Origin of the sequence: Pedobacter heparinus, from assembly GCF_032678725.1 — a bacterium.
Classification (GTDB): Bacteria; Bacteroidota; Bacteroidia; order Sphingobacteriales; family Sphingobacteriaceae; genus Pedobacter; species Pedobacter heparinus_A.
In genome coordinates, this window is sequence record NZ_JAVTSC010000003.1 from 238559 (window position 1) to 258563 (window position 20005).

At 44.4% G+C, this 20005-nt stretch carries 10 protein-coding genes; 1 reads left to right on the forward strand and 9 read right to left on the reverse strand.

Annotation, left to right across the window (positions count from 1 at the left end; translation table 11 throughout):
* Positions 1 to 24: 24 nt before the first annotated feature.
* Entirely contained in the window at positions 25 to 2886 is a 2862-nt protein-coding gene (locus R2Q85_RS06475) for a hypothetical protein (RefSeq protein ID WP_316810936.1), read from the reverse strand.
* Between the two features lie 245 nt (positions 2887 to 3131).
* Between R2Q85_RS06475 and R2Q85_RS06480 the strand changes: the two genes are divergently transcribed.
* Positions 3132 to 4313: a LacI family DNA-binding transcriptional regulator gene (locus R2Q85_RS06480; protein ID WP_316810937.1), complete on the forward strand. Its 1182-nt coding sequence runs from the start codon at positions 3132 to 3134 to the stop codon at positions 4311 to 4313.
* Between the two features lie 313 nt (positions 4314 to 4626).
* Here R2Q85_RS06480 and R2Q85_RS06485 read toward each other — a convergent pair whose 3' ends face one another.
* The 8 genes from R2Q85_RS06485 to R2Q85_RS06520 form a co-directional block, all read right to left on the reverse strand.
* On the reverse strand, positions 4627 to 6114 hold the full coding sequence (locus R2Q85_RS06485) for a hypothetical protein (RefSeq protein ID WP_316810938.1): 1488 nt from the start codon (positions 6112 to 6114) through the stop codon (positions 4627 to 4629).
* A 13-nt stretch (positions 6115 to 6127) separates the two neighbouring features.
* On the reverse strand, positions 6128 to 7621 hold the full coding sequence (locus tag R2Q85_RS06490) for a hypothetical protein (protein ID WP_316810939.1): 1494 nt from the start codon (positions 7619 to 7621) through the stop codon (positions 6128 to 6130).
* A gap of 27 nt (positions 7622 to 7648) precedes the next feature.
* Positions 7649 to 9364: a RagB/SusD family nutrient uptake outer membrane protein gene (locus R2Q85_RS06495; protein WP_316810940.1), complete on the reverse strand. Its 1716-nt coding sequence runs from the start codon at positions 9362 to 9364 to the stop codon at positions 7649 to 7651.
* A gap of 11 nt (positions 9365 to 9375) precedes the next feature.
* Entirely contained in the window at positions 9376 to 12465 is a 3090-nt protein-coding gene (locus tag R2Q85_RS06500) for a TonB-dependent receptor (RefSeq protein ID WP_316810941.1), read from the reverse strand.
* 42 nt (positions 12466 to 12507) lie between these two features.
* Positions 12508 to 14211: a RagB/SusD family nutrient uptake outer membrane protein gene (locus R2Q85_RS06505; protein WP_316810942.1), complete on the reverse strand. Its 1704-nt coding sequence runs from the start codon at positions 14209 to 14211 to the stop codon at positions 12508 to 12510.
* An 11-nt stretch (positions 14212 to 14222) separates the two neighbouring features.
* Positions 14223 to 17012, reverse strand: coding sequence for a SusC/RagA family TonB-linked outer membrane protein (locus R2Q85_RS06510; RefSeq protein ID WP_410478848.1), 2790 nt, complete (start codon positions 17010 to 17012; stop codon positions 14223 to 14225).
* 208 nt (positions 17013 to 17220) lie between these two features.
* On the reverse strand, positions 17221 to 18792 hold the full coding sequence (locus R2Q85_RS06515) for a GH39 family glycosyl hydrolase (protein WP_316810944.1): 1572 nt from the start codon (positions 18790 to 18792) through the stop codon (positions 17221 to 17223).
* Positions 18789 to 19985 carry a glycoside hydrolase family 88 protein gene (locus tag R2Q85_RS06520; RefSeq protein ID WP_316810945.1) on the reverse strand — a complete coding sequence of 399 codons (1197 nt, stop codon included), beginning with the start codon at positions 19983 to 19985 and terminating at the stop codon, positions 18789 to 18791. Before R2Q85_RS06520 ends, R2Q85_RS06515 begins: the two co-directional genes overlap by 4 nt.
* Positions 19986 to 20005 lie beyond the last annotated feature (20 nt).

Below are 20005 nucleotides of genomic sequence, written 5' to 3' on the forward strand. Positions count from 1 at the left end.
TTGCTTTTTAAATTCAAATATTTTTTAATTGCCCAGTTTCACAGCCGTTGAACTTACCTTTGAGCCGTCTTTTCTAACCGCATCCAGTTTAATCGTAACCGAATTATCTCCCTGGGGCAGGTCTACCGTAAATTCAAAGGGATAGTCCTTATCAGTTATGGTATTCTTTTTGCTTCCTTTTAAGCTATAGCTCATGCTCACTTCAGAAAATACAGAGTCGTCATCCTGCAGGTAAACATAAGCCTTTGACAGGTTTCCAAAACGGAAAGAAAAAGCCCTGGCATTTCCTAAGTCTATATCAACCTGGTCATTTTTCACAGTTGACCCAGCGGCCAGCAATTTGTCCTGAATTTGTATTATTGGTGCTGCCTGTTCAATTTTTATCACGGTAAGGCCATTAGCAGCTACAGTAACAGGAAAACCTTCGGCTCCAATGGCTTGTCCTTTCATCCATTTATCTCCCTGGTAAACAGAAACTGCAGATCCATTGCTGAGCTTTACCAGATCCTGGTTAAGCTCAATTGACGAGGTCACAGGTTGGACAGATTGGTTCATAAATGCGATAAAGACAGTATTCCCTTTCCGGCCTGAAATGTAATTCAGTTCTACGTTACTGCTCTTCAGCAATTTGCCGGGCATCCACAGCTGTATATCCTTTTCATCATAAAATACCCCCTTCTTACTGCCATAAAAATTACTTTGCAGATAGGCATAGCCCTCTATAAATTCTGCCGGAAAATCTATCTTACCTTCCGAACGTACAAAGGCATCCGTAACCAGATAATCTAACAGCATAGATGCCATGGGAAGAATATGGTTATAATGAAAAGAATTTACACTCTGGTCTTTATGGTCATGTAATGGAAAGTCCATTTTTTCGTAAGCTGTAGTCCGCTCGGTGTTGATATGGTATCCCGGGAAATTACGGTAACGGCCGATCACTGCAGCTTTCGCTATTTCCTTTAAATAAGGATCATTAGTGTAATAACCCAGCTTTAGCATCCAGGGTGCATAGTTGGCCATAAAAATAGCCCGGTGCCCTGTGCTTGTTCCTGAAGACTCCGGTGTAAGACCCACCTCCGATAACCTCCATGCAGGTGCCTTTTCTTCTGGATAATACATTTGCTTATGCCCCTTGGATTTTAAATACCAGTACATCGGCGCTTTTCCATCCTTGTTCACTGTAATCATGCTGTCCGGGATTGCCGGGGCCATCCAGGTAAACATAGCATAGTGCCTAGCCCCTTCCTGAGCCGCATCCAGGTATTTTTTATGGCCAGTCAGTTCATACAGCTCCATCAGGTCGATCCACTTATTGGTGAATGTTGGCCAAAAGAACAGTCCGCCCGCTGTTTTATCCCTGAATGTTGTTTGAGGACGCTCTACCCGTGTTTTCAGGTATTCGTCTGCACCTTTTGTAGTTTTCTCCAGATAAGCTTTATCTCCCGTAGCTTTATACAGGTGCATAGAGTTCATCCAGCTGTTTCCGCTTTCCTTCACATCCAGATTGCGTTCCCTCACGTGGAAATACTCATTCTTCGCCATCTCTCTAAACAGAGGGTTTTCTTTATTGAATACATTGTACAACGAGACCAGCTCAGAAATCGGCGCCACTGGTCCTTTAAGCTTTCGCGAAGGGCTTTGGATCTTTTGTGTCGAATCCAGTGAGAAAAGAAATTTTTCCCTTGATAACATGTATTCGATCAGCGGGTATGCCCGTTTGTCAAACATTGTTTTATTGTCCATTACGATGGACAACTCCAGCGGGTTCAGGCTCGATACATTTTTTACCGCACCGGGTACATCAGTAGAATAAGCACAGCCCTTTAGCGAATCTACAAAAAGCGCGTATTTACTCAGTGAATAAGCAGTAATATTATCCAGGGCCTGGTTTAACGAGGCGATATCATTTTTGCGGTAATCTTTAAACCCAAAATATGTACGTGCAAGCTGTTCATAGGTCCTGCTGATCGTCATCGGCTCTACAATAAGATAAACCTGGAACTCAAACGCAGTGCCGGCTTTCATTTTTGAATGTATTCCGCCGAGAATTGGTGCATACACCGCATTTTGCGCGTTTCCTTCCTGATTGCGCAAGGCAATACCAAACTGGCTGTTGGTAAGTAGCGGCAAAGGATCAAATGGCAGGTACTTTGGCGCCGCCATTACCCCAAGTGTATTCTTTCCGTCGTTCAGTAAAGTAGCAGGCACAGGGCTCATGTGTGCAGTGGTCAGATAAGGCTTGTCCGGAAACCGCATTTCCTGCCAGATAAACGGTTGCCATATTTCTTTAAGCGACTCAGGCTTAAATGTTGGGGCACCAGTATATCCTGCAGAGAAATATCCATTTGCCAGGGGCTCTAAAGTAAATTCAAGAGAAGGGTACTTTCCTTCCAAAAGTACCAGCCTTGCACTAAAGTTAAATAAAGGATTGCTTTTATACTTAAATACCACGGTATTCCCGTTTTGCGAAATGCTTGCAGGCGATATATTTATTTCCATTGCCCCGTTGGCAATATTTGTAGTCCGCCCGCCTTGTGCGCTCCGTAATATCTTATCGTCAAATCCATCTCCGGCTACTGAAGCATCAGTTTTGGTTTGTTTCAGGTAAGCTTTCTTTCCTGGATAGGTTTTCCAGGTGGGTACATTATAGGAAACACCGTCAATACCTGCCGGACGCAAAGCCATATCCGGGTCTTTTTCTGAATAGAGAATGCTAAAGTTTCCATTAAACACATAAGAAGCTGAACCAGAAGTAATTTCAATGGTATGGTTCTTCTTGGAAATAGAATATCTGGTCTGTCCCTTCATCAAAGCGGGCCAAACCAAAAGGGCTAACATTAGTCCACTTCCCAGCTGTCCTTTATTCCATATTTTTATATTCATACTCTTGGTTATATTCGGTTTACACTGCATCACTTTCTATACCATATTAAGATAGTAGCATGAAAATGAACAGATCGTTTTATAATTCTAAAATAGGCTTATATGTTTATAAAACGCAACTTACAAGACTAAAGTGCAATCGATTTTCTATCTCAACCGTTTGCGGATACGTTTGCGGAACATATATTTTTCTACTTTATTCCGGCTAAAAACCCCTATCTTGGGATTAAATAAGGACCTGAACTATGCCCCGTGTTAAATGCGCCAAATGTCTGAAGGAAGAAACTGTGCTCCGGGCAGGTTTTATCAGGGGAAAACAACGCTTTGTCTGCAAGGAATGTAATTATCATTTCACCTTGTTTAAGCAACGCGACAACGACAAGCCTGCAAGACGAAAAAGTCATGCCACTACAATTATTGATATCGCTAAAGTGATCGGAATATCTGTATCTACAGTATCCCGTGCATTAAAAGATCATCCGGATATCAGCATCGAGACAAAAAAAGCGGTTAAACAGATCGCAACAGAACTGAACTACCGGCCGAATACCCTTGCTCAAAGCCTGAGTAAGCGCGAAAGCCGGACAATTGGTGTTATTATTCCGGATATTGAGACCTATTTCTTTTCTTCAATTCTGACCGGCATCCAGAAAGTAGCTTCGCTGGCAGGTTACAAAGTAATGATCAGCCAGTCAAAAGAATCACATAAAACCGAAGTAGCCAACACCCATGCTTTCATGACGAATTGGGTAGACGGACTCCTCATTTGCCACTCCAAAGAGACCAAAACCTTTGAGCACATCAAACTTCACCAAAAAAGCGGTGTACCCATCATTCATTTCGACCGGGTATGTGAAGAACTGGATACCTCAAAGGTATTGCTTGACGATATAAACGGGGCCTTTGTTGTGACGGAGCACCTGCTTTCAGAGGGCTGTCAGAGAATAGCCTTAATATCGGGACCCGCACATTTGTATGTGAGCAAGAAACGACAGGAAGGCTATGAGAAAGCCCTGAAAAAACACAGCGTCCCCTTCGATCCAACCCTGGTTTGCAATACGGACCTTACCATCAAATCTATTCTGGAACACGTAGATCAGGCGATGGAGAAGGATCCAACTATCGATGCCATTTTTTCCATCTCTGATATTGGCGCCATCAGAATTATGGTCCATCTAAAAAAGAAAGGTATTAAAATACCTGAACAGATCGCAATAGCCGGCTTTGGAAATGATCCCATGGGCGAAATCATCGAACCTGGGCTCACTTCCTTTAATCCTCAAACTTATAAAATAGGCGAAACAGTTGCCCATATGTTTCTGGACCACCTGATCAATGGCGAAAGTCACGTAGTGCAGACCAAGATTGTAAAAGGGAATCTGATCATTCGGGAAAGCAGTGTGAAAATGGCTGAAACTTTAAAATAAGGCTTCGAAACCTCCATTTGTAATGCAAAACATGGCGAAATTTGAAGATGGCATCTTTGGAACTCTCAAAGGCTATTGCTTTTAAAAACCAGCAGCGGAAAAAGTAAAGTAACAGTGTCTGGGTACCAGTGTAACCATAAACACCTCATTTAACCACCCTGCTATAAGCACCCTGCTTCAAAGAAAAATTACCTTCTCAGACAAGGCATAGCTTCTTTTGTTTTTTTTCATTAGAAAAAAAACAAATTATGCAGCCTTGGAAGAGAATGGTAATTTTTCACATTAATGCAGCTTCTGAAGAGAACGGTCATTTTTAAGGATTCAGTACAATCAGCGCCACAGCATTGCCCTCCAGTTTTAATGGTATAGATAACGATGAAGCATAATCATAAGCCTGTTCTGAGCTTACAGCTAAACTATTCTGCGAGGGATTACTATAAATATTGTTGTTTTTGCTGTCGATCATATAGACCTTCGCATTGATCTTTCCGGTAAATGCTGCCTGAGGAATGTTATTGATCTTAACACTGATCTCCTGATCGGGCGTGAAATTGGTATAATTAAAATTCCATACCAACACTGCAATCCCTTTATTGTTACCCATGGCCGCCAATGCATTGATACCTAAACCTTGTGCAGACAATTTTGCAGAACTTGCTTTGATGCGGGTCCCCCGGTCTGATACTTCTTTACCAAACATCAATGCGTAACCATAAGGGTTGGGATAAGCATTATTTAGATCGGCCAGTTCACTTTTGTGCAGGATTTCGCCATGACTGATGGCCCAGTTAAATACGCGGTCTGCACCACCCTCGTATAAATAAAAAGCTTTAGCCAGCTGCGCCGGTGCCCATGCAGTCATCAATTGATCCCGTTTCCAGGCTGCCGGAAGAAAATCGCCACCAGATAATCCATATTCTGTTACAAAAACAGGTCTCGGTGTAATCCCTTTACCCGCCAGCGCCGCCGTAATCTGGGGCTTGGCCGTTTCAAATATTTTAGGGTTTGTTTGCTCGGTATAACAGTTCATGCTAAAAAAATCAAGCCGTCTGCCCGGATCTGTGTCTGCCGCATATAAGGCTAAGAACTGGTTGGTATAATCTACCAGGGTCGAGAAATTAGTAGTGCTGGTAAAGGCACCATTACTCAACATTAACCTGCTATTTCCTGCCAGTCCCAATTCGGCATTGGCCGCATTGATGGCTTTGTAATAATCTTTATATACTTCGTAATAGCTCGCAGCAGATTCACCGGCATAATCTGGCTCATTGCCTGCCTGGATATACTTGATCTTTGGAAATTTAGTTTTGTAATAAATAATGGTCTGCTTGATAAAGTTTTGAAACAAAACACCTTTGCCATCACCAGGCAATGGTGCTGCTGGTGTGGATTTGTAAGCAGTTAGTGCAATCAGCAGGGAATCGGCACAAGTGGAATAATAAGCCAGGGAAGTTTCGGCTGGAACATCACTGCTGTATTTGTAGTTATAGCCTTTACTGTTGATCGTACTTAAAGCCAGCCAGGTACGTATCGTTTTATGGTTAAGGCCCTTTAACCAGTCGCGCGCTTTTTCTCCCGGTAAATTTGAAGTAGTGGAGTGTACATTAGATTGTTCAAAACGCATGACGTTACCCTGGGGTACCGCACAATCGACCGTGATCATCGCAGATCCGTTGCCTCCCGTCACCGGGGGTAAGTCCGGCATAGTTGGTATGACTGGCTGGGGGCTGTTCTTTACACAACCCATGGCAAGACCAAGCAACAGCAGTAGTCCTGGGATATTTCTTTTTAGTGTGCTCATATATTTTAATTTTTTAAAGTCCAACTGCTTCTTTCCAGGATGTTGCTACCCTGATGCCGTCAGTGGTTGCCTTCAGCACACCGGTATTTTGTCTGAACATGATATTAACAAGTGATGAGGGCCCGCTGCCAGTACTCGTTGTTGCATCTGCTGTCGGCGGCTCGATCAGACCTGGTGCCCCTGATAAAACATAAATAGAGGAAACACCGGTATTGAAATCGTATTTGGATACGAGCAGGTAAGTCGTACCAAAATCGTAAGCAGTAGCCGAGAATGCCGTGGTGGCAGATGATTTTCCAACGCCAATATTCAATTTTCCGGAAACATCTTTCACATAGATCCGGTTAAAATAGGCTGCCGCAGGATCTCGCCAGGACAGGTAAAAATCACCACCTGCTGTTGCAGGGGCAGAGGCGATATTAATGAGGTGACTGGTATAAATGACACCAGAATTTACCGCAGTAAAGTTTCTGGATGCATCTTCCCTTGATCCTGAACCATTTTCTGAGATGGCAGCACCGCCTACACCCGATCCAACATAACCCGCTAAGGTCAATCCCGGTGTAACATACTTGATCGGGCTTACGCCGGCGCCAGAGAAAGCTGACCAATTTGCACTGCCAAGGGTTGTTAAGTTACCGGCAGTTGCACCATAACTGAAATCCTCTTTCATGATCAGGATACCCGGCGCAGCTACACCATACTCAATTCCGGTTAAGGTAACCGTTGCATCCGGAACAGTGCCCGAACTGTGGGAAATAGAACCGGTTATGGTCTGGTTAACGCCAGTGTTGGCGTTAAACCTGGTATGGATGGTGATAGGTGCGGCATTGGCTACAGCAAAAGGAATGGTTAAGGTATTGCTGAACGTATTGTCATCTAAAGAAACCTGGAAGTTTGCGGTAGCGCTGACCTGCACATCTGCAGTCAGCTTAACGCCTATCAGCACATACGATTTAGATGTGGAAATGGTGCCAGTAACTACACTACCAAAGGCAATTCCACTTTCCGAAGTTTTAACTTCAGGGATTATGATCGGATTGCCTTTAATGTTGATACTTGAGCTTGCATTGGTATTGGCAACGGCAATGCCGCCCAGGGCTGAGCCCAGCTTTAATACAAGGGTCTTTTCTCCTTCAAAATTGTTTAAAGAACTGAGCTGAAAGGAAACCTCAGTTGCTCCCTTAGGTAACTTAAGGGTAAGCCCCTCTGCAGGTATAGCGGGGCTTATGGTATATTCATCAGCAGCAATGGTACTTTGCCCATCTATTGAGATGATCACCGTAGCCTCCTCCTCTAAAGGCAGGGACAAAGGTAAAACAATAGTTAAAGGATCTACGGTATTGTTCTCAATGGTATAGGCATTGGCCGCAAACCTGATGGTGCCCACATTAAGGGGCACATTAAATTTATCCTTTTCACAGGAATTAAGCAGCATGCCCATGATCATAATGGCCATTATGACACGGGTTTTGATGCCTGATGAATGCGCAGCGATTAGATTCATAATCTGTTTTTTTTCTGTTAATATTGATTACCAGCCCGGATTTTGCAATAGTTCGGTGGATTTGTTGACCTCGCCCTGCGGAATTGGCCATAAGTAATATTTCGGCGCAATGAATGCCGGGGTACGGATATTGATCAGTTCATAAGTATAAGTTGCAGGAGTACCGGTTCCTACCCTGCTGATCTTCATCCCATGCAGGGTTTTATTGGATACATTTTCTGCAATCTTCCATCTTCGCACATCCCAGTAGCGGTGCTCCTCTATGGCCAGCTCTACCCTTCTTTCATTCTGGATCACAGTCCTCATGGTTTCTTTTGTCAGGTCATCGGCCAGACCATAATCTCCTTCTAAACCGGGTTCGATACCGGCACGTTTGCGGATGGCCTTGATCTCGGTATAGGCAGTCTGAATATCCCCTGCCTCATTACTGGCTTCTGCATAGTTTAACAGGATCTCTGCGTAGCGGATTAAAGGGAAACAGCGTTCTGTTGCCGATGAGGTACTGCTGGCAATGGTATTATCGTCCAGCATTTTTCTTAAATAATAACCGGTTTTGGTAAAGTTAAATCCATCTTGCGCAGCGCCTGCATAGGTAAATACCGGGGTAACTGTTTTACTGGTGTTTAAGCGCATACCTTCATTGTACAGGATGCTCCAGTTGAAGCGGGGATCGCGGTTCACATAGGGGTTTGCAGGATCATAACCCGTTGGATTTCCCGGTGATTTCAGGTCTTCTGTAATCGGCTTGCCTTTAATGGTACCAAAGGCATCTACCAGTTCCTGGTAAGGCATGGCACTGCCGGAACCCGTCCTGGTAGCCGGATCCCAGATGGCTTCCAGCGTCCGGTTGTTACCTGCCATTGTTGCCAGGATGTACTCGTTGTTTTTGCGCAAGGTAAATACTTTCTGAAAGCCCAAACCGCCAGCCAGTTCATAAAGGCTGTATTGATCCAGGTTGATCACATCCAGCGCAGCTTTAGCAGCTTTGTTCCACCGGCTGGGATCAGCATTCGGATAGCCTAATATCCCATCCATATCAGTCCGTCCGTTAAATAACGGGCTTGCGGCATACAGCAGCAGCCTTGATTTCAGGGCTAAGGCAGCGCCCCTGGTAATTCTGCCAAAATCAAGCCCGGTATGTATTTGCGGCAGCACCAATGCCACAGCATCACATTCCGATGCGATATAGTTTACACATTCTTCGTAAGTTGCGCGTTTGCCGGAGACCGGGTCGGTCGCGCCATAAACCACATCTCCTACCAAGGGCACTCCTCCATAATGTTTAATCAGGATGAAATAATACCAGGCCCTTAAAAAGCGGGCTTCAGCAGCTATTCTTTCTCTCAATCGCTGTGACAATGGTGTAGTTGACAAATGGCTCAACAGTACGTTTACCCTCCTGATGTTTGCATACGTGGTTGTCCAGGCATCTGTTGGTACGTTTAAAGCGCTGATCGCTCCAGTTTGGAAGATAACGTTAAATGCAGTGGCACTAAGCAGTGAACCTTCTACTTCATCACAGATGCTATATACCCCAACGCTACTCCCAAACCTTTTAGGATCTGCACTAAAACCGATATCGGTATAGATCCTGGTGAGGAACTGCATCGTTCGGGCGCTGTCCGCAAAGGTGCTTTCTTCCGTTAAATCTGTGGTTTTAACCTGCTCTAATACCCCGCCTTTTTTACAGGCTGCAGCCATTAGAACCATAAAGATTGCAGCTAAAAATATGTTCTTTTTCATCGTCTTAATATTTAAAATCCAACTTGCAGGCCCAGGTTAATTACTTTTTGTACAGGATAAGTTCCTGCACTGCCGTTACTGGCGATTTCCGGATCCTGCGAGTACAGGTCAAAATTTGCCCAGGTATACAAGTCATAACCACTTACATAAATCCTGGCTGAGCTTATTTTAACTTTGCTGATCCATTGTTTTGGTAACCTATAACCGATATCGACCGATTTTAACCTGATGTAATGCGCATCAACCATCCAGAAGGAGGAAGCGTTGGAAGGACTGCTTGGACCCGCAAGGTCGTTGCTTAAACGTGGAAATGTTGCTGTTGCCGCAGTTTCGGGGGTCCACCTGCCCAGGGCAGATTTTTGCAGGTTGCCCTGAAAAGGGATTACCCCTGCAGTTGCGATCCGGTAACTGTAATCAAAACTGCCCTGAAAAAATACATTCAGACCGAAGCCTTTATATTCAACACCTAAAGCAGTACCCAATACGGTTTGTGGAAGATTAGGCTTACCAATGGCCCGAAAATCTTCCTGATCAATGGAACCATCGTTGTTGGCATCTTCATATTTGATGTCGCCCGGCTTGGCATTTGCAACGTGGGCATAGTTGTCTACTTCTTCCTGTGTCTGGAAAAACCCAAGGGCATTGTAACCAAAACCCTGGCCTATCGGCAAACCTGTTTTTGCGAGGTACGCGTATCTCGGGGCAGCCTCTCCCTGGTAAACAACCTTGTTTCTTGCCCTGGAGAAAGTAAAATTGGCTGAATAATTCAGGTTACCAACTTTATGGCGAAACCCAACCTGTCCATCAAAACCTCTATTTTCTGTAATGGCCGAATTGGTATAAGGCAGGTTGACCCCAATGATTTTCAGTACGTCTTCTTTGATGTACAGCTGGTCGTAACGGTAGTCGTAGAAATAATCTACCGTTAAGCTTAGTTTTCCACTAAACAGCTGTGCATCTAAACCAATATCTGTTTTCTTGGATTTTTCCCAGGTAATGTCCAGATTCCCCAAACTGCCTTCCTGAATGCTGTTGAACGTATTGGAACTTTCACCAAAATTGTAGTTAGCACCTGCTTCATAAAGCTGTTCTGTTTTATAGTTGTTACCTCTGGTAATGTCAGATCCGGTCATCCCCCAGGACCCCCTTAATTTTAAGAGGTCAAGAAATTTAAAATGTTCTTTAATAAAGGGCTCTTCGGCAATATTCCAGCCTGCAGATACCGCCGGGAAAAAACCTTTGGTCTTTTTCCCAACGAATTGACTGGTTCCATTATATGCCCCGCTAAAGTCTATCAGGTAGCGATGCTTATAATCATAAGTTGCCCTGTATGAAAATCCATTGGAGCTTACCGGCGCATATTCCTGTAACAGTTTAACATTGGTATCATTATTATAATTTCCTTGTGTAACATCATTTATATTATAGAGTACCAGCCCAGTTATATTATGATCGCCAAAAGACCGGCCATAATTTATTTTGGCGAGGGTATTTAGCGTTTTCCTAGTAATTGTATTTTCCGCAGAACTTTCCCGTGTTAAGGGTTCTAACCGGTACAGGTTATTGCTGTGAATGGTATAAGTATTGTTTTCAGGGTTGTAGTAGAAAGCAGGAATATTATTTCTGTAGAGTTTCCTGTCATAGGCTACATCACCTGAATAAGCAATCCTGGCTTGTACCGATAAACCCTGGGTAATGAAATCCAGTCTATGATCGGCGGAAACCAATACATTAAATTCATTTCGATAGGTCTTATCATAGCCCTGTAAAGCCAGGCGGCCAATTAAACTGGTCTCGTAAAAAGAACTTCTGGACCGGAATGCCCAGGGGTAGCTTCCATCGGGGTTAAGCAATGGCTGCGCATAAGGCGGAAGGCGTTGAAAACTGTATACCGTACTTAAAGGCGAGGTTGCAATATGTGGCTCTGTGATGGTGCCAATTCGACCGGTCGCATCTAAGCGTAAGGTTAAATCTTTGGTAGCCTGCATGTCCAGGTTAGAGCGGAAGGTATAGCGCTGATAGGCATAATTGTTCTCTGGTGCCTCGTAAGTACCTTTGCTGAAGTTTTTGAGTGCTCCGTTTTGAAATACATGCCCTGCAGATACAAAGTATTTTATTTTTTCGCTGCCACCAGAAATGTCTACAGCGTTACGAACCTGGTAGGCACTATTTCTGAATACGGCATTGTACCAGTCTACATCCGGATGCCCGTAAGGATCGTCTTTTAAACGCCAATGCTCCAGATCGGCTTCAGTAAACTCGAGCGGGGTACCATTGTCATCATTCCTTATGGCCTCATTTTTTAAGCTGGCCACCGTATAAGCATCCAGGAAATTTGGTTTGTGCACGGCAGATTGCAGCCCAGACTCCGTATTAAAATTTACCATCGGCTTACCTGTTTTACCGCGTCTGGTAGTGATCACCAATACCCCGTTAGCACCTTTGATCCCGTAAACAGAGGTAGTTGACGCATCTTTCAATATGGTGAAGGTTTCAATTTCATTCACATCTAACTGTGCCACCTGGTCATAAGTATATTCTACGTCATCTACAATGATTAAAGGCTTTTGCGATTCACCGGAAAGTGAATTTACCCCCCGGATATAGAAATCAGCACCAGTTTTACCTGGCTGGCCTGAACGCTGCTGCGAAATGAAGCCGGGGGCACGGCCCGCAAGTGTATTCTGGATGTTCGGCGTGGGCGTACTGCGCACATCAGCAGCCGAAATGGTACTGATGGCACCGGTATTGGTAATTTTCTTGGCCGTTCCCATACCAATCACCACTACTTCTTCCAAACCCTTGGTATCTTCTTTCAGCGAAATGCTTACCGTAGTTTTGCCGGCTACATTAACTTCCTGTTTCAGGTAACCGATAGCTGTCACCTCTAAGATATTTGATGTTCCTTTTAAAGTAAGGCGAAACTCTCCGTTTTGGTTGGTGCTGGTTCCGTTCCCCTTTCCGTTCTTTTCCTGTATACTCACGCCAGGTACACCACCCGCGTCATCTTTAACCGTACCACGAATTGTTGTTTGCGCAACGGCCACAAAGGGTAGCAAACAGCAGTTGAGCAGGATGATCATTCGTATTAATTTCTTCATAATCTTATATCATTTAAGTTGTAATAACCTCCCTGGAGATTATTATTGATATCCTTCGTTTTGTGTTAGGTTTATATTTTTAGAAATCTCGCTGTACGGAATGGCATACCTGTACATCCTTGGCGCAAAAAACTGGAAAGGTATATTTAAAGTTTCTACCTGGTAATTTAATGTAGTGCCTGTACTGGTAATGCGGATGCCATGTAACGGTTTGTTGTATACCTGTTCCGCAATTTTCCAGCGCCTGATATCCCAGAATCGCTGTTCCTCAAATGCCAGCTCTACCCTGCGGTCGTTGCGGATCTGTTCCCGCATCTGATCGGCTGTTAAGCCATTGATCAAACCATAAGTATTCGGGGCCGTACCAATCAGGATACCCCCCCTTGCCCTGATGGCCCTGAGGTAAGTATATACCGAATCAGCGCCGGTACCCGGGCCATCCACCTCGTTTTTGGCTTCTGCAAACAACAGCAGGATATCGGCATAGCGGAATATCGGGAAATTATGGGTCTGGTTAGAATAAGCTGTTCCATTAGCAAAATCGGCCATGAATTTACGCATGTAATAACCCGTTTTGGTTTGCACAATTGCATTGCCCGGGCGATCCCTTCCGCCGTTGAATGTTTCAACCTCCCGGCCTAACCAGCGTGAACCTGAACCATTGTGGAACACAGTCAGATCCAGGCGGAGATCACGGTTGGCATAGGGATTACTGGCATCATAGCCCGTAGGATTGGAGCCGGATTTCAGATCTGTTGTGATCGGTAAGCCCTTTCTGGTAGGAAATGCATCTACCAGTTCCTGGGTAGGACTGGTGCGTCCGCGGCTGGCGGTAGTACCATTTACATACCCTACTGGTGCATTATTGGTTTCCACATCAAAGGTTAAGGCCCTTTGATAGGCCAGGATCACTTCGTTATTTTTACGGACAAGAAATATGTTTGCAAAGGAAGGTTCCAGGCTATATACACCTGTCCTGATGACATCAGCCAGGGCATTTTTCGCTTTTCTCCACTTACCCAGGTCATTTGCCGGGTTATTTAACGGACTTGCGGCCAGTACTAAAGTCTTAGCTTTCAAGGTTAAAGCAATGGATTTGGTGATCCTGCCATAATCACCTGTAGGAATAGGATCGGGTCTTAAATCTGCTGCTATTGCATCGCATTCACTTACAATATAGTTTACACAATCTTCAAAAGAATTGCGTGGAAGTTTCAGGTCATCGTTAATGGTCAATACATGATCACCCAGTAAAGGTACCCCTCCATAACGTTTGATCAGTTCATAGTAAAACATGGCCCTCAAAAAGCGGTTTTCCGCTTTCCAGTACTGCCCTTGTATAAATATGGCAGGATCAGACTTTTTCAGGTTTACTTTAGGAAAATTCTGTACAAAAAGATTGCATTTCCTGATACTGATGTAATTATTAGCCCAGGAATCATCGCCATTTACCAGCGGGGAATAACCCCCATTGGTAAACCTGGAAATCGCGGTATTATCTGCAGACGCAACGGCATCATCTGTTGCGGCGTCCAGGAGGTTACCATCAATCCGGTTGTAGCCGGTTGGCAGATCACCATAAATGTCGTTTAAAAAATAACTGGCATTGGTACCCAGCGAATCTTTGGAATCCCAAAGATATTCTGCTGTAATTTGTTCCAGGGGCCGGTCTTCCATTTTCTGACAGGCTGTAAAAACCAGGGCTGTAACAGCCAGGCTAAACAATGGATATTTATAATTCATCATGTTCTTAGCATTTATAATTTAACATTGAGGCCTATATTAAATGTCCTGCGAAGCGGAAAATTAGAGTTATAGCCTTCAGGATCGCTGTAATTGAGTTTATCAAAAGCGTATACATTAAATGCATTTGCAAAAACGCGGACGCTGCTCAGTTTGATCCTGCTGGTTAAGCTGGCAGGAATGGTATAACCCAGATCTATATTCTGGAGGCGCAGGTAAGCCATAGACTGTACCCAAAAACTTGAGGCCCGCTGGTTATTGGTATTGGTACCGATGGAAAGCCGCGGATAGGTTGCATTTGCAGCATTGGCGGGCGTCCAGCGGTTCAGGTGCTGCTCAAAAGCCTGTGCATTGCCACTGTTTTGAAATTCAAATGCCAGCGCATTGGCGACAGTATTGTTCCCGCTTCCGATAACGATATCCCTGTTGGCCACACCCTGGATAGAAATGCTGAGGTCAAATCCCTTCACATTAAAACCTGTAGTCAGGCCGTAATAGATCATCGGTTTCTGCGTACCCAATGCAGTTTCATCAAATTGGTTGATGATGCCATCGCCGTTCAGGTCCTTGTACTTGATATCGCCCGGCACCGGGGTATAACCATCAACAGCCGGGCTGGCATTAATATCGGCCTGCGACTGGAAAAGGCCCTCGGCCAGGTAACCAAAAACCTGACCTACCGGCAAGCCGGTGCGCCTTTGATAATCGTATTGACGAAAAACCTCGTCCTGGTAAATGACTTTAGACTGGAGGAGCGAAAAATTCCCCGAAACAAAATATCCGAATGAAGCTGATTTACCATTCCAGGAAACGCTATTTTCAAAACCTGTGTACTTATTCTTACCCACGTTTTCTGCAGGAAAAGCCTGTCCGATCAACTGGATAGATTTGCCCCTGGTCTGCATCAGGTTGGAATAACTGTCGTTAAAATATTCTGAAGTAATTTTCAGCCGGCTGGCAAAAAGTTCCAGGTCTACCCCGATGTTTAATTTGTTTGCTTTCTCCCAGGTTGAATTGGGATTGGCCAGGGCCATTTCCCGGTAATACCTGGCTACTGCTGGTGTAGCGCCAAAGTAGTAAGTAGCACTTGTTCCCCCATATTCATAATACTGATCATATACATAATAACCGACATTGGCATTGCCCGTACGGCCATAATTGATCCGGGGTTTAAGCACATTGATCCATGATGACCCTTTTAAGAAATCGGCTTTAGCCAGATTCCAGCCTAAACCTGCGGCATAAAACAAACCAAATCTGTTGCCGGGTTTGAAGCGGTTGTATCCACCATAACTCAATGCGGCTTCAGCAAAATATTGCTCTTTAAAGTTATAGGTCGCATTACCGGCTATATTGGTATAGCTGGCAGGAAGATCCAGGCCCAGGGTAGTAGATTGGTTATCGACCAAAGCCAGCAGGCTAAGGCTATGTCCGCCAAAGCTTTTATCATAGCCAAGGCTCAGTTTACCATAAGTATAAGTACGACGTGTAGAAATAGATAATGTAGTAGATTGTACCCTGCTGGTTCCAATTTGTGTGTAAATTGGTGTGCCACTGCCGATGTTCAGATCGTAAACCAGGAAATCCTTTGTCCTGTTTACGGAAGTACCAACAGTATTGTTATAAGAGATGTTCCCTTTGATCCATAAGCCGGGTAAAATACTGCCAAGCTTCTGGGTAACCTCCATATCTGCAGCCAGGTCCCTCGCACTTGATTTCAGGTACCCTGAATTGTTGAGCATGCCATAAATGTTGTTGGAAAAAGTACTGTTTCCGCCCAAAGAACCATCAGGGTTAAAAATGCTGTAGGCATTGTTAGGGGTGTAAGCTATGGCTGAAAAAATATTCGATGTGCCTCCGCCAGGCTGATTGGCATCCTGGATACGCCCAAAAATATTTAAACCTATGTTCAGGGTTTTACTGAGGTCTATACTTACATTAGACCTTACAATATACCGGCTCACACCAGCATTGGTATTATAGGTATTGATATCAGCAGTATTAAAAAAGCCGCCTTCATTCTGATAATCCAAGGCCACATAAAATCTGGCTGTTTCATTTCCGCTATTAATGTTTACATTAAAGCGGTCTAGGGCTGCATTTTTATTGAGGAAAAGTTTGCGGTAATCGTTGTTCGGATGAAATAAAGGATCAGAGCCATTCTGATAAGCCAGGATATCGGCAGCCGAATAAACAGGCGCCAAACCATCGTTATTACGCGCCTCATTGTACAATATGGCAAAATCTGCTGCAGAAACAGGTTTAGACTTATTGAGCATACTTTGCAGGCCGTGTTGGGCGGTAAAAGACAATTTAAATGGAGTTATAACCGGTCTTTTAGTGGTCACCTGGATGATGTTGCCGGAAGAACGCTGACCAAACATCACGGTGGACAAAGCATCCTTAAGAATGGTGACACTTTCTATGGATTCCGGTTCAATGGAACTGAAATCACGGGGTACCCCATCAATTAAGATGATCGGAACCTGGCCCCTGATCTTAAAATCAACTACCGATATCGGATCGTCTGTATCCTGTACACCACTTCTTTGCCTGGTGTACAGGCCTGATAAACGGCCTGGCAGCGCCTGCAGGAATGAAGGTGCAGGTGTAGTGATCAACTGCTCGTTATATACGGTAGCAGTAGATTGGAGCAGGTTACTTTTTTGCTGGCTTTTATTGAGCAGGTAAACCCGGCTTGTGTCTACGTCAGCTAACTGCGCAAAAGCCAGTCCTGGAGTTAAACCCAGGATCAGTAAAAAAAGTAACCGTACTATTCTTCTTTTCAAGTAGTAATTACACATAAATATGTTTTAATAAATGAGGTTAAAATTGACAGCTTGTTTAAAGAAGGAAGCTGCATAAAGGCAGAACAGGGAAATGTCGCTGCTGTGGAAGTATAGTTTTATTCATGCTGGTTTGGTTTAATTTGGTTTATTGATTTGGTTTGCTGGTTCAATATTAGTCTTTAAACGAATGGTTTATGCGTGTCTAATCGTTCATAAATACATGTTAAAGGTGTCTGATCAGCTTTAGGAACACAATTTCGTTGTCATGCAGTTGTACAGGCCATTCAAATTTTCCATCGCTTACCTTTACCCTGGTTTTACGGACTGCAGATCCCGACGACAGCTGTTGTAAGCTACTAACTTCAGCCCTGTTCAATTGTGCTGGTTTACCCATTTTCAGGTAAGCGGTATAGGGATCGTTCTGCTCAAAACCTACCCTGTATTCTTCAATCAGGTAAGTTCCGTTTTTCAGATTTGTCACACTGAACTGAACTTCATGCCTGGCTGCCGGTGGCTGTACTTTGTTAAAATAATCCTGGTTAAAGCTGTATCCGTTTGAGGGATGGGTATAATCCCAGATCAATGCCTGTACCCCCTGATCAGATTTACAGACATACGAGCTTTCATCTTCATTTTTCAATTCCGTATGGCCCAGTTCCTGCATAAACCGATAGGCATGATAACCCGGTTTTTTGATATCCTGGAGATTGATCAGCCCGAAACCACCATGGAAAGGCGTTGGCCCGGGACCGGCTTCTTCAAAAATATCGGTAAAAGTCCAGTACGACATAGAATTGCTGTGGGAGGCAGCCTTTTTTAATACGTGTAAGATATAGGCTGCATTTTGATACGTATCGTGGATCGGATCTCTGGAAGAAGGGGAAGTATTCCACTCTGTAAAGTGCAGCTCTGCATTTTTGTAGGCTGATGCATCAATGGTATTCCTTACCCGCTTTACATCAAGGGCAATGGTATCGCGGATGCTTTTCATCTGTTGTTTCTTGGTGCCCATTTCATCCAGCACTGAAGTGGTACCATAATCGTGTGTGCTTACAAAATCTACCGGCAGTTTGTTGTTTTCGCAATGCGATAAAAACTTGCCGATCCATTTGGTGGCCGAAGTGGCAGGGCCACCTACCCGGTAGGCCGGGGAAACACTTTTGACCGCTTTAACGGTATGGGCATACAATTCGAAATAATCGGCCTGGGTTCCATCGAAAAATCCCTTCAGGTCCGGCTCGTTCCATACTTCAAAATACCACTTCCTTACTTCTTCTTCGCCATAACGTTGCTGCCAGTGTTTTACCAGTCTGGTAATCAGTGTATACCATTGTTCGTATGATTTTGGCTTGCTCACATTGGCTTTCCACCAGAAAATGGTTTTGGTTCCCGATGCCAGATCGGGTGGCATAAAACCGAATTCGACAAAGGGCCGGATGTTGATGCTCAGTAAAAAGTCGTACAACCGGTCTACATACTGAAAATTATAAACCGGATTACCGGCCTTGTCTAAGCTATAGATGCGCATGTCATCGTGTAGCAGGCCATGGAAGCGGATATATTTAAAGTGCACATCTTTCTGGATCATGGCCAGCTGCTGCTGCCAATCGGCGCGCAAACCCTCGTTTGCCCTGCCGGCACCAATGCATTCATTAAACACCGTGCTTTTATTTCCGGCAACCGATTTCAGGTCGGCACGGACCTGACGTTTAACCTGTGCCGCTGCTGTCTGAACAGAAAGGCACAGGAAAAACCCCATCAATAGGGTATATAGGTTTAGAACCGGAGATTTCATTTTTTGCCCAGGTTTTTATAGCGCAGCATGGCCTCTACAAAATAGTAGTCCGCATAAGTTAAGGGCACATCGATCATGGCGCCTTTAGGCAAATGACCTACACTATGTTTCAAAATAAAACCACCGTTTTCTCCGTAAGCGGCTTTAAACCTGTCACTTGACAGTGTACGGATGATGGTTTCTGCTACGTCCAGGTATATTTTTGCGGATGCCGCATCCACATAGCCAGCCAGCTCGATCAATGCGGAAGCATAAATGGCACCAGCCGAAGCATCCCGGTAAGCAGTTGGAATATCAGGTGCGCTAAAATCCCAGTACGGCACTTTGTCTTTCGGCAAATTGGGGTTGTTTAAAATAAATTCAGCGATGTGTCTGGCCTGGTCAAGATACCTGGGATCTTTAGTTTCACGGTACATCATGGTATAGCCGTATAAGCCCCAGCCCTGGCCCCTTGCCCATGCCGAGTCATCTGCATAGCCTTGTACCGTCTGCTTTTTATTGATGCCGCCGGTTGCCGGATTGTAATTTACCAGGTGATAAGAGCTGTAATCAGGTCTGAAATGGTTCTTCATAGTGGTATTGGCATGCTGAAGCGCTATTTTAGCATAGCTTGAATCGCCACTTACTTTTGTGGCCCACATCAGGAGTTCCAGGTTCATCATGTTGTCAATGATTACCCTGAATTCTCCGGGTTTTGAACTCCAGGACATGGTACAACCTACGATCGGGTTGAAGCGCTTGCAGAGGCTTTGTGCACTGGTTAACAGGATATCTTTGTACGCGGCACTGGGCTTAATGTTGTTGGCATTGCCAAAACTGCAGTACATCATGAAACCAATATCATGTGAATCAATAGTTTTGATGGGCTCCATAATGGGCAGTTTGGCCAGCCCGGCTTCATATAAAGTTTTATCATTAGTACCTTCATACAGGTAAAATAAAGTGCCCGGATAAAAACCGCTCACCCAGTTTTTCGGTGTGGTACTTTTAGGCTTGTTGTGCTGAAAGGTTTCCGGAAGACTGTCAGCCGGAACATTTTTCATCAGTACCTTGTACTGGGCAGCAGCATCTTTAAGGTTTTTATCAATCAGTTTTACGAGATCAGTCTTTGGCTTATAGTTTAATTTTTGCTGGGCATTGCTTACACCAGCGCTTGCGCCTAAAATCAGTGCAGCGATTAAAAATCTGTTCATGGTCTTCATGGTTATATTCG

Bases quoted from the DNA above. Each gene is read 5' to 3' on its own strand.
- R2Q85_RS06490 (WP_316810939.1), bottom strand. From the start codon at position 7,621: ATGAATCTAATCGCTGCGCATTCATCAGGCATCAAAACCCGTGTCATA.
- R2Q85_RS06515 (WP_316810944.1), bottom strand. From the start codon at position 18,792: ATGAAATCTCCGGTTCTAAACCTATATACCCTATTGATGGGGTTTTTC.
- R2Q85_RS06485 (WP_316810938.1), bottom strand. From the start codon at position 6,114: ATGAGCACACTAAAAAGAAATATCCCAGGACTACTGCTGTTGCTTGGT.
- R2Q85_RS06480 (WP_316810937.1), top strand. From the start codon at position 3,132: ATGCCCCGTGTTAAATGCGCCAAATGTCTGAAGGAAGAAACTGTGCTC.
- R2Q85_RS06475 (WP_316810936.1), bottom strand. From the start codon at position 2,886: ATGAATATAAAAATATGGAATAAAGGACAGCTGGGAAGTGGACTAATG.
- R2Q85_RS06500 (WP_316810941.1), bottom strand. From the start codon at position 12,465: ATGAAGAAATTAATACGAATGATCATCCTGCTCAACTGCTGTTTGCTA.
- R2Q85_RS06510 (WP_410478848.1), bottom strand. From the start codon at position 17,012: ATGTGTAATTACTACTTGAAAAGAAGAATAGTACGGTTACTTTTTTTA.
- R2Q85_RS06505 (WP_316810942.1), bottom strand. From the start codon at position 14,211: ATGATGAATTATAAATATCCATTGTTTAGCCTGGCTGTTACAGCCCTG.
- R2Q85_RS06495 (WP_316810940.1), bottom strand. From the start codon at position 9,364: ATGAAAAAGAACATATTTTTAGCTGCAATCTTTATGGTTCTAATGGCT.
- R2Q85_RS06520 (WP_316810945.1), bottom strand. From the start codon at position 19,985: ATGAACAGATTTTTAATCGCTGCACTGATTTTAGGCGCAAGCGCTGGT.